The following is a 10,935-nucleotide window of genomic DNA, read 5'->3' as shown; positions in this document are numbered from 1 at the left end:
CGCTGAGCTGGCTGCGCAGCCTGGGCGTCGTCAGCGCCGCGCCCGCCCAGCCGAGGCCCTGGTCGGTGCTGCCCAGCACGGCCAGCACGGCGCGCTCCTTGGACCACGGCGCGGCCAGCAGTTGCAGATAGCCGACATGCTCGCCTTGAGAGCGCCGGTAAACCACCGGAGCGTTCGGCTCGGCGGCCAGATCGCTGCCAGCCGCGAAGGGCGCGGGCAGCGCCGCGCCAAGCTCGCCGACGATCGTCAGCGCGCTTGGCCGCCCGACGATCAGCAGATCGCGCTCCTGGCGCACCTGCGGTGGCACGGCGCTGCCAAAGGCGGCGGCCAGATCGACGAGCGTGCCCTGCATCTGGCGGCCCAGATCAAAGGCGATGGCCGTGGCGATGCTCCAGCTCCGCGGATCGTCTTCGGCGACGATCAGCGCGGTGCGCTCAAGGTTGGGGCTGACGGTGAAGGGCGCGGGATAGCGCTTCAGATCGATCGTGTGGGTAGTGGCCTCGCCCGTCGCGGGGCTGAGCGGCAGGTGCAGGATCGACTCGGGCCGAACCGTGAGCCAGAGGCCATTGCCGCGCGGATCGGTGCAGATCGCGCGGGGCAGCAGATCGGCGCGCAGCACCAGCAGATTGCTTCCGGCGCGTACCGCCGAGGCGGGCAGCGCGACGCGGGTGCTGCTCAGCCGCGTCGAGTTATCGTCGAGGCGGATACTGGCGATCGGCTCGTCGTTCAGGCTGACCGTCATCCCCGACTGATCGTAGTCCAGCAGCGCGGTATGCACGAACGAGAGATCGAGATGCGCCTCGCCGCTGATCACCTGGCCCACAGGTAGCTCGAAGCGATAGGCGGCGTACTGCGCGCCCTGGCCGTAGAGCCGTTGCACCTCGTAGCCCAGCTCCGCGAAGCTGCGATCCACGTTCGCGGCAGCCGCGACGGGCTGCGGCTGCACCGCCGCTACCAGCGCCATGTTGGGCTGCTCGCCGCCGCGCAGCGTGCCGGTGCTGAACGCCTGCGCCGCCTTGATCACCGCCGCGTCGCTCTGTCCACTGACCACCAGCGCGACCTGCGCGTCGTTCCAGGGCGAAACCGCCATCTGGATCACGCCGTCGTCGGCAACGCTCGTCGCGTCCACCCGCGCGGGCAGACGCAGATCGTCGCGCAGCGGCAGAGACTCGATCTTGCCCACGAGGATCAGATGCGTCCGCTTGAGCGTATCGGCCTGCGCGCGGCTGACAGGCTGGAGCGCAAGCTGGAAGGCGCTGTCGGCCATGCGGCCCAGACCGGCGGCGATCGTCAGCGCCGCCTGGATCTCGCCCGGCGTCGGGTTGTCGGGCACCACGATCGTCGCGGTATCCGGCAGAAACGAGCGCTGCACGATCGGACGCGGCAGCAGCGCCAGCGCTGTGGGCGGCGCGACGATCCGATGCGGCAGCACAAACTGCGAGCTGGCACGAATGATCAGGCTGGTGTACTGCTCCAGGCCGCACTGCTCGTCGGTGTCGAGCAGCAGATTGAGATAATGCCGACCGTCGCGGCGGGTGGACGTGAGCGCGGACGCCGGGATCGGCACGCTAACGGTGCGCTCGCCGATCTGATCCAGCAGGATCGTCTGCACCGTGACATCGTTGAAGACGACCTGAAGCGTGCCGCCGAACATGCGCCCGGCCTGGCCCGCCGCGCCATCCGCCGCGCCCGCGTTGGACTGACCGGCAAAAAAGGTTGCGAGATTAAGCTGAAGCTCCGCGCCATCGGTCAGCTCCCAGTTGGCGGGAACGCTAAAATCAAGCTGCGCCGAGTCGAACGGCCCGCGCAAATTTTGCTCGCGGACGCCAAGCCGGGCAAAGCTGACGATATTCTCGCCGACCGGCTCGGAGGTTTGGGCGTGGACCGGCGCGGCGGGGAGCGCCCACAGACCGGCAAGCACGCCAATCAGGATCAAACAAGAGAGCAACCTGTTCATGATGTTCGCGTCGAAGACAAGTCCTTTCCCGGCTTTGACAGGCGTGTGCTGCATTGTACTCGTGGTTCGGCCTGTCGATGTCGGTAGAGGTCCTGATAGCGCATAGCGCAAACGGTTGCTCGGCATGGGGAGAGCGACTCGCGGCGCTCACGCGCTATTCGAGGCCGGGAGCGGCTCGACCGGCTGCCACTCAGGCGCGGGCGGAATCAGCGCCGCGCGATAGACGGTGCGCGCCATCAGCAGCCCTTCGAGGTACAGCGCGATCACGAAGCCGATGCTCAGGCCGGACAGCCCATCGAAGCGCGCGCCCAGCGCGGCCAGGCCCAGCTCCAGCAGGCTGCCCAGCGTGATCAGCGCGGCGGTCGGCGGGATCTGCTCGTGGACGCGGCGGATCGCCACATAGTGATCTTTGACGATCAGCGGAAACACGCCCAGGCCAACGATCCGCAGCGTCCACGCGGCCTGCGCGGCGTAGCTCGGCCCGAACACGCCCATCAGCAGATCGGCGCTGAGCCAGACGACGATATTCGACACGACGCCGATCGCCGTCGCCATGCTGAGCGTCAGCCGCATCTTGTGCGCGAACGTCGCGCGGTCGGCCATGCCCACGGCGTAGAGCACCGTCGTCAGCGTGTAGGGGATCGCAAAGACCAGATTCAGCATCAGCCAGGCCATGTAGAAGCTCGCGTTCAGCGCCGCCGAGAGCAGGCCCGTGACCACGATCGGCAGGCCCAGTCCCGGCAGTTGCAGCGCCAGATTCAGCGCGTGGTGGCTCAGCGCCGCGCCCGACAGCTTGCGCAGCACGTTCCACTGCGGCGCGTGGACGCGCACCCGCAGCCGCGCCGCCACGACGATCCCGGCCAGCCCCGCCAGCGACACAAGATTGCCCAGCAGCCAGGTGCCATAGATCCCCAGGCCGGTCGTATCCGACAGCCACAGGCTCAGCGGCAGCAGCGCCAGCAGCTTGACCAGAGCAAAGATCGCGTTGCGCCAGAGCTGAAGGCTGCCGCGCAGCAGCCCGATCAACGCCTGATCCAGCACCAGCGTCATACCGGTCAGCACGACGCCCGCCACGAAGAGCAGCACCGTCAGGCCGTCGCTCGCCAGCGGCTGGAACTCCACCGAAACCACGGGCGCGATCAGCGCGAAGAGCAGGCCGAGCAGCCCCGACGCCAGCGCGGCCACGACCAGCGCGGTTGTCACCAGCGCGCCGCGCTGTGTGGTCTGCCGCGGCAGCTCGCCGATCAGCAGCGTGCCCAGCCCGACGATGCCGATCGTGCCGAGCAGGCTCATCGCCGAGATCGCCGCCGACGCAAAGCCCACGATCTCGGCGGGAAACTGGCGCGCGGCCAGCCACCAGTACAAAAAGCCCAGTCCCGACGTTACCACCGTCGTGCCGATCATCGACCCGGCGTTGACCAGCAGCTCGCGGTTGGCGGCGCTCCGCAGGCGCGTCACAATCTTCATAGCGTTCCTTGACAGGTAATCTTCTCCATGTGGATTCGGATCGTAGGAGCACGGCGCTGCCTCGCCCTGGGCGACACGGTGTGTCGCGGCTACCCACCCCCGCATTCGATCATCAGGGATCAGCGTTGATCGACCCAGAGCATCACGCGCCGATAGACCGCGCTCGGCTCTGTCGCGCGGTAGAGCCGTGCCTCGACCGGACCCGCGCCGGGCTGACGCTGCGGCAGGTCTACCGTCGCCTCCCAGCGCTCGTTGGCCGCCAGCGCCAGATCGGGCCACTCGCGGATGATATAGCCGCCGCGCTGCACGACCAGGCGATAGCGGCCCGCCTGCGGACCTTTCGTGATCACCCCCAGCCGCACGCCCTGCGTCTGCTCTGCGGGCAGAATCCAGAGCTGGACCACATTGGGCGCGGGATGCTGCGCGGCCTCGCTGCGGGCGATCACCAGCGCGCCGATGATCGCCAGTGCCGCCAGCACAAAGAGCAATCCCTGCCCGACGCTCAGCCCAAACGTCGTGCGCCGCGCCGAGAGCGGCAGCGCAGGGCGGCGGATCAGCGCGACCAGGCAGCCGCCGAGCGTGATGTAGCTCAGCAGAATCGTCCATGAGACGCGCTGCAAGCCCCAGGGCGTCCAGTTCAGCCCGAAGCCGCCCAGGATCGTCACGCCCAGGCTAAACCCGACCGTAAACAGCATGCGGTCGGTGCGCGGCAGCGCGCGATCGGGAAAGAGCGCCGCCGTAAGCGCGTAGCCCGGCAGCACCAGCACCAGCAGCAGGCCAAGCAGCGCCCGCAGCGCCCCGCCCTCGCCGCCCAGCAGCGCCAGCGCGGCGAGCAGGCCCACGATCAGCAGATCGGCGACCTTACGGCTCATCTGCCAGCGCTCCGATGTCATAAAACTTTAGATCGCCGCTGTCGAAGAGGCGGCTGACGTTGGGCATATGCGCGAATTTTTCCAGCACCGCGCGATCGACCGGCGCTTTGAACGGCACGACCATCTGCTCCCAGCCCTCGTAGTAGTGCCCGTCCAGCGGTCGTGCTCTGGTGGTGCGCTCGTCCACGGCGATATACTGAATACGACCGTTGCGGATCACCGTGCGCTCGTTGGGGCCGATCCGGGGCGTGAGGAAGATGCCGGAGATCGAAACCTTATCGATCAGATCGTTGATCATGCGCTGCTCGCCGTACGTGCCCAGCAGCGTCATGTTGATCCGATCGGCGGCAATGCGATTATCCGGCCCCAGGTAATCGCGCGCCCACTCGGCGGCAGCCAGGCCCTGCGGCTCGACCGAGCGCGTGTCGGCAGCGACCATGTACGGCCACGGCAGGCGCGCCCAGGGCGACCAGCCCGCGATCACGCCGCCCGCGAAGATCACGGCGGCGTAGGGCACGAAGACCAGCGGCTTGAGCCAGAGCCAGCGCCTGTAGGCTTCGAGCCGCGCCGCCAGCCAGCCCAGAAAGCGCGGCAGCCGACAGTGCTCGATGCCGAGCGCCAGCACGAACGCCAGCGGAATATACACGAACACCGACGAGCGCGCCGAAATCTCCCAGCCGCCGCCCGTCAACCGCAGCGCCAGCGTCGCCGGATAGGTCAGCGCGCCCAGCGCAAACATAAACGTCGTGGCGCGGCTGCGATAGCCGAGCCAGAATTGCAGCAGGCCCCAGGGCAGTGTCAGCATGATCAGCCCAGGCGCGCCAAGCCCCGCCAGCTTCTCCAGCAGCGGCACAGGGATGCCCGTGCTGGACTTGAACAGCTCGCGGTCTGATCCTTCGCCCGCGATCAGGTTGAGCACCGACTCGATCGCGCCCTGGAGATGCGGCGCGAGATAGCCGATCGTGATGCTGGAAACGCAGATCAGCCAGACCGCATTCGCCGCGATCATCAGCAGCGCGATCAGCAGCAGGCCGGGCTCGTCCGCGCCAGACCATCGGTTATAGATCAAGGTGATCGTCATCCAGAGGAGCAGAAAGATCGTCAGCATGTACGACGTGGCATGATGCGTCGCCACCACCGCCCACAGCCCAGCGCCGGCGATCAGCGTCAGCCGCCCCTGCGCCTGCGGCATCTGCTGTCGGCGCAGCAGCACAAACAGCACCAGCGTCGCCAGCGGCAGCGCCAGCGACTCGTACGCGAACTGGCCGTCAAAGAAAAGATAGTGCGGATTCGCCATGTAGAGCGCCGAGGCAATCCCCGCGATGCGCACCGACTGGCCGATCTGCTCGTAGAACAGGTAGAGCGTCAGCGTCAGCACCAGCCGCGCCACCCCGACGATCACCGCGCCCGCCTCGTAGATGCTCATGCCGGTCAGATGCACCAGCGCGTTGGTCGCAATCTCCAGCCCGGGATAGAGCGGCGATACCGGCAGCATCGAGTTCTCGGTGAAGAGATGCCCGCTCTTGAGAATATCGTTCGCGGTACGCCAGTGCAGAAACTCGTCGAAGAAGGTGAAGCCCAGCGGGCTATGCAGCAGCTTGGCGAGATACACGCCGAAGCCCAGGAACAGCAGCAGCCCGATCGTCTCCTGGCGGTTGACTCCCGGCATCACCAGCCGCGCCGAGAGCGGCCCGTACAGCACGATCAGGCCGATCCAGAAGAGCGTTTGCGACCAGGACATGTCGTAGCGCGCGCCGATGTGCGCCAGCGCCACCAGCACCACGCCGATCGCGCCGACCACGCTGAGCACAGGCAGCCAGCCCCAGGCCCCCGCCCGCACAATCGGCATGCGCCGCGCCAGCAGCCCTGTCGTCGGCCCGGAGCGCGGCGCTGCAACCAGGCCGATGCCGAGCTGATGCAGATCTGATCGACCGAGACTCGTCCCGCGCTCGATCATGCGCGCCAGCCGGTTCCGTCGTCGCGCGTGGCTGGTATCCGCACCGCCAGCGCGTGGCTATCGCGCGAGGAGTTCATCATAGAGGTCTTCTATCCGTTGTACGACCGTGCTTGCCTGAAACCCGACCACATGCCGCCGCCCGGCGTCGCCCATGCGACGACACAGCGCGCGATCGTCGAGCAGCCGCCGCATCGCCTGAGCCAGCGCGCGATGATCGCCCGGCTCCACCAGCAGCCCCGTCTCGCCGTCGACCACCAGATCGGTCAGGCCGCCGATGCGCGACGCGATCAAGGCTCGTCCGGTGCTCATCGCCTCCATCGCCACCGTCGGGCAGGGATCGGACCAGATCGACGGGATCAGCCCGAACATGCAGCGCTGCCATGCCTGCATCACGGCCTCATGCGGCCAGTCGCGCAGCACGTGGACGTTTGGCGGAAAATCGACCGTGCGCACCGGGTATTCGGGCGTGTGATAGCCGATGATCACCAGCGGCGGCGCGGACTCAAGCTCGGCGTAGGCGCGCACCAGCACATCCAGCCCCTTGTAGCGCCCGAACGCGCCGACAAAGAGCATAAACTCTCCAGCGGGCAGCTGCGCCAGGTTGGGATGGGGCCGGGCACCCTCTGGGTGTGGCAGCGCGCCGATGTCGTCGGGCACGAAGTTCGGGATCACCCGCGCGGGCACAGCGCCGTCGAGCAGGCCGTTATCGTGGCCCACCGCGCTGCTGACCGGCACGAACATATCGACCGCCGCGCGCTCCGCCGTGCTCATCACGACGTTGGAGAGCGCCACCGGCAGGCCCTTGATCTTGCCGTAGTGCGTGCTGGCGCAGCCCAAACATTTGCCGCGCGCGGGGCCGCTGCACGGATCGTCATTATAGATCAGCTTCTTCTTGGGACAGACCACGCTATGATCGTGGACCGTCAGCACCAGCCGCGCGCCGCTCCACGCCTTGAGCGGCACGAACGAGCGCGTCATCCAGTTATGCGCATGGACGATCTGCGGACGCTCGCGCCGGATCACCTTTTGCAGCGCCAGCGCCAGCTCAGGATCGGGAAAGGGCGGCGCGTGCCTGCGGGCGCTCTCGCTAAACAGCCGCTCGATCCGCTGCATCGTGCCGCGAACGCGATAGACGCGCACGCCCTGGTCGTCCTCGAACTCCCGCAGGCCGTGATTCCAGAGTGTCGCGACCGCCACGTCGTGGCCGCGCGCGGCCAGCTTCGTGCTCAGATTGCGCACATGGCGCTCCTCGCCGCCGATGTAGGGCGGGTAGAACTGCGTCAGCATCAGGACGCGCATGGTGGCCTCCCGGCGATTGAATGATAGAGCTTCAGCAGATCGGCGGCGCAATCGTCCCAGGTCGGCAGCTCGATCGGCGGCGGCACCAGCGGCGCGCGCAGCTGCTCGACGATCGCGGCGGCGACCTGCGCGGACGTGGACGCGAGCGGCACGGCCCGCGCCAGGCCCCGGCTTGCCAGCTCGCCCAGGCCGGAGGTATCCGCCACCAGCACGGGACGGCCAAGCGCCAGCGCCTCAAGCGCCGCGATCGGATGAGTCTCGTAGTCGCTCAGCAGCGTCACCAGCGCGCTGCTCGCCAGCAGCGCCGCCATAGCGTGCCGCTCGGTCGGCGGAATGCCGCCGATCTCGACGCGACCGGCGACGCCAAGCCGCGCCGCCATGCGCCGCAAAGGTTCCTCGTACGGCCCGGTTCCGACGATCCGCAGCCGCGCTGCCGGGTAGTGCCTCAGCACCTCCGGCAGCGCCGCAATCGCCCGGTGATGGCCTTTGTAGCGCTCCAGCCGCCCCACCGATGCGATTAGCGGCCCGGCGGTCGCGGCACCAGGCTGCGGCGCGACTCTGGGCAGATCCGCGCCGTTGGGAATGAACGCGAAGCGCTCGGCGGGCAGGCGCAACTGCTGGCCGTAGAGTGCGATCTCGAAGCGCGCAATCGCCACCAGCCGCGCGGCACGAGCCAGCAGCGGACGCAGCAGCGCCCACTGCGGCTTGCGCATCGCGTTGCGCAGCCGCGACGAGTGGCCGCCGCCGTGAAAGGTGACGACGTAGGGCAGCCGCGCCCGCAGCGCGGCCAGCATCGCCAGGGGAGCGACGAGGGTATGATAGCTTTGGCAATGCACGATGTCCCACGCGCCGCGCTCGATCACGCGCGCAATGCCGGGCGCGAAGTAGTAGTCGCGCTCGGCAGGCCACGCCCGCACCCGCTCGATCGTCACGCCCTCGCGCTGCTCGCGCTGCGGCAGCGCACCGCTGCGATCGGTCGTCAGCACCGTGACCTCAGCGCCGGAGCGCACCATGCGGCGCGCGACCTGATCGACATGGGTTTCGACGCCGCCGATCGCCGGAAAATAGCGGGGCGTGACCATCAGCACCCGCAGCGGCTCCGATCTTGCTGTCATCATGCGCTCGGCTGCTCCATCGCGCTGCGCTCAGGCTGCGCCTCGGCTCGATCGACGACAGGACGGCGCTGCATCAGGTGCGCGACACGACCAGCCAGATAGCCAGCGGTGGTGATCGCCAGGCCCGCGACGATCGCCGACGACCGCAGCAGGCCGCCAGCGTCGCGGCGTGCCAGGGTATCGATCACGCCGCGCAGCACGCCGCTCGGCAACGTGCGCAGCGTGTAATCGCGCTCCGAGGACAGCCCGCGATCGTGACCGACCAGCCGCGCCAGATACGCCTTCGAGAGGCCCTCGGAGTAGCAGCGCCGCGCAAAGTAGGCCAGCGTCGCGCGCTGCGGCGGGACGCGATGCTGCACCCGCGCGCCAGGCTGATAGATCAACTGCGCATCGGGCAGCGACGCCGTCAGCCGGATGCAAAACTCGGTGTCGTCGTTCTCCTGGCCGATCGACAGCACGCCGACGCGCCCGATCCGAAAGCCGCCCATGCGCTCGAATGCCTCGCGCCGAAACGACATATTGCAGCCGATCAGGTTGCGCACGGCGGCGCGACGCTCAGGCATGCCGCGATAGGTGCAGCCGACGACCCAGTTGAACTCGGCGGGAAACCAGCGCGGCTGTCGAGCGGTCCAGCGCGGCTCGATCGCGCCGCCGACGCCGATCGCTGCGGGATCGGCGTAGCACGCGCTGAGCTGCTCCAGCCAGTCGGGCGCGGCAATCGCGTCGTCGTCGAGAAAGACGATCAGCGAGCCGCGCGCCGCCGCAACGCCGCTGTTGCGCGCCCCGGAGAGGCCACGCGCGCCGCGATTTTCGATCACTGTCACGCCGGAGAAGTAGGCGCGCGACCGTGCGAGCAGCGCCGGGTTATGATCGATCACCACAATGATGTCGCGCGGCAGCACCGTCTGGCGCTGCGCCGATGCTACCGCCGCGATCAGATCGCTCCAGCGCGCCTCGGTGTACGCGCAGAGGATCACCGAAAAAGCTTCAGAAGATTGTGTCATTGTTTATCTGGCTCTGGCGAGTAGCGCCTTAGCTGGCGGTAGGATGCTTCAGGTTATGGGTAGCCGGGCGGTATGGACGCAGGCGCTCCTTGAAGATCGTCTTGAGCACCCGCCAGCCGTCGGGGATCGTGCGCAGGCGGCCCTCGCCATGTACCCGCTCCGACTCGAAGCTCGGCATCTCGACGACTTTCAGCCCGGCGCGCAGCGCCCGCACGTTCATCATCGTCTCGATCTCGAAGCCGTCGCCATCCAGCTCCAGCAGCGGCAGCACGCGCGCCCAGAAGGCGTTATAGCCGTAGCACAGATCGGAAAACCGCCCGCCGAACAGCAGACGCACCAGCATTGTCAGCGCCTCGTTGCCAAACTGACGGTAGAGCGGCATGTCGGAGGTGCCAGCGCCCTGGATGAAGCGCGACGCCTTGACAAAGTCGGCGCCGTTGCACAGCACCTGAATGAACAGCTCCATCTCGCCGGGATCGGTCGAGCCGTCGGCGTCAAGCATCACAATGATATCACCGGTCGCCGCCGCAAAGCCGGTGCGCAATGCCGCGCCCTTGCCCCGCCCCTGCTGCTGTACGATCCGAATATCAGGCCGCAGCCGCCGCGCCACCTCAACCGTGTTATCGGTCGAGTTCCCATCGACAAGCATCACCTCGTCGATCCAGGCCGGAACGCGCGGCAGGACATACGGCAGGTTTTCTGCCTCGTTGAGCGCGGGAATGATCACACTCACCCGGTGCTTCGCGGCTGGTCGCTGCGTGCTTTCGTAGGCCATCGCGGGCAGATCGCCAAATGATCCTGAATGCTGCCCGGCTGAGCCGGTATCCGCTGTCGAGACTGTATGATCTGCCTGGGCATTCATCGCCAGTACTGCCTGGTCGAGGGATGGTGTATTGTTGGTCGAAAGGTTCATGGCACGATCCTCACTGGTACACATGATGTTCTGCTTGCACGTATCGGCATTTGGCAAACAGTGGGTCCGACGGAGGCATACGGCGCTGCTGCGCGGTATCGGCATTCGGCAAACAGCGGCATGACACACGAGGCGTTTGAGCGATCACTTCAGGGTAGGCGGGTGCCGGGGGGTGTGAGGTCCTTTCACGTAGCAACGTAGGATAAATAAGGTATCATTGCGAGTTTTTGGTTTGTTCCGTGACGGTTCGAGCGGAAGGGCGGACGAGTCGTGGCTTCAATGGTAAAAACGTTCGAGCGAAGATGAAGATATGCTGATTTTCCCTGACAAAAGGGTGAACGGGACTATCGA

Annotated in this window: 8 protein-coding genes; all 8 read right to left on the bottom strand. The window is 67.3% G+C overall.

Annotation, left to right across the window (positions count from 1 at the left end; genetic code table 11):
* On the bottom strand, nt 1–1,957 hold a 1,957-nt coding region (locus tag VFZ66_07190; GenBank protein ID HEX6288957.1), incomplete at its 3' end, for a cellulose biosynthesis cyclic di-GMP-binding regulatory protein BcsB.
* 147 nt (nt 1,958–2,104) lie between these two features.
* A complete protein-coding gene (locus VFZ66_07185; GenBank protein HEX6288956.1) occupies nt 2,105–3,424 on the bottom strand; it encodes a hypothetical protein in 1,320 nt (439 codons plus the stop codon).
* A gap of 119 nt (nt 3,425–3,543) precedes the next feature.
* Nucleotides 3,544–4,296, bottom strand: coding sequence for a DUF1616 domain-containing protein (locus VFZ66_07180; protein HEX6288955.1), 753 nt, complete (start codon nt 4,294–4,296; stop codon nt 3,544–3,546).
* Nucleotides 4,286–6,253, bottom strand: coding sequence for a hypothetical protein (locus VFZ66_07175; GenBank protein ID HEX6288954.1), 1,968 nt, complete (start codon nt 6,251–6,253; stop codon nt 4,286–4,288). The genes VFZ66_07180 and VFZ66_07175 overlap by 11 nt, the downstream gene beginning before the upstream one ends.
* Before the next feature lie 57 nt (nt 6,254–6,310).
* Nucleotides 6,311–7,552 carry a glycosyltransferase family 4 protein gene (locus VFZ66_07170; protein ID HEX6288953.1) on the bottom strand — a complete coding sequence of 414 codons (1,242 nt, stop codon included), beginning with the start codon at nt 7,550–7,552 and terminating at the stop codon, nt 6,311–6,313.
* A complete protein-coding gene (locus tag VFZ66_07165) occupies nt 7,540–8,670 on the bottom strand; it encodes a glycosyltransferase family 4 protein (GenBank protein ID HEX6288952.1) in 1,131 nt (376 codons plus the stop codon). The genes VFZ66_07170 and VFZ66_07165 overlap by 13 nt, the downstream gene beginning before the upstream one ends.
* Nucleotides 8,667–9,671, bottom strand: a complete 1,005-nt coding sequence (locus tag VFZ66_07160; GenBank protein ID HEX6288951.1) for a glycosyltransferase family 2 protein — start codon at nt 9,669–9,671, stop codon at nt 8,667–8,669. Before VFZ66_07160 ends, VFZ66_07165 begins: the two co-directional genes overlap by 4 nt.
* A gap of 28 nt (nt 9,672–9,699) precedes the next feature.
* Nucleotides 9,700–10,584, bottom strand: a complete 885-nt coding sequence (locus tag VFZ66_07155; protein ID HEX6288950.1) for a glycosyltransferase family 2 protein — start codon at nt 10,582–10,584, stop codon at nt 9,700–9,702.
* Between the last annotated feature and the right edge of the window lie 351 nt (nt 10,585–10,935).

It is taken from the genome of Herpetosiphonaceae bacterium (assembly GCA_036374795.1).
Classification (GTDB): Bacteria; Chloroflexota; Chloroflexia; order Chloroflexales; family Kallotenuaceae; genus LB3-1.
The sequence above is the reverse complement of the archived record's forward strand: the minus strand, read 5'-3'. Positions and strand labels throughout refer to the sequence as shown.

What these genes read in the sequence shown, in the direction of transcription:
- VFZ66_07185 (HEX6288956.1), bottom strand. Translation starts at nt 3,424, where the DNA reads ATGAAGATTGTGACGCGCCTGCGGAGCGCCGCCAACCGCGAGCTGCTG.
- VFZ66_07175 (HEX6288954.1), bottom strand. Translation starts at nt 6,253, where the DNA reads ATGATCGAGCGCGGGACGAGTCTCGGTCGATCAGATCTGCATCAGCTC.
- VFZ66_07165 (HEX6288952.1), bottom strand. Translation starts at nt 8,670, where the DNA reads ATGATGACAGCAAGATCGGAGCCGCTGCGGGTGCTGATGGTCACGCCC.
- VFZ66_07180 (HEX6288955.1), bottom strand. Translation starts at nt 4,296, where the DNA reads ATGAGCCGTAAGGTCGCCGATCTGCTGATCGTGGGCCTGCTCGCCGCG.
- VFZ66_07155 (HEX6288950.1), bottom strand. Translation starts at nt 10,584, where the DNA reads ATGAACCTTTCGACCAACAATACACCATCCCTCGACCAGGCAGTACTG.
- VFZ66_07170 (HEX6288953.1), bottom strand. Translation starts at nt 7,552, where the DNA reads ATGCGCGTCCTGATGCTGACGCAGTTCTACCCGCCCTACATCGGCGGC.
- VFZ66_07160 (HEX6288951.1), bottom strand. Translation starts at nt 9,671, where the DNA reads ATGACACAATCTTCTGAAGCTTTTTCGGTGATCCTCTGCGCGTACACC.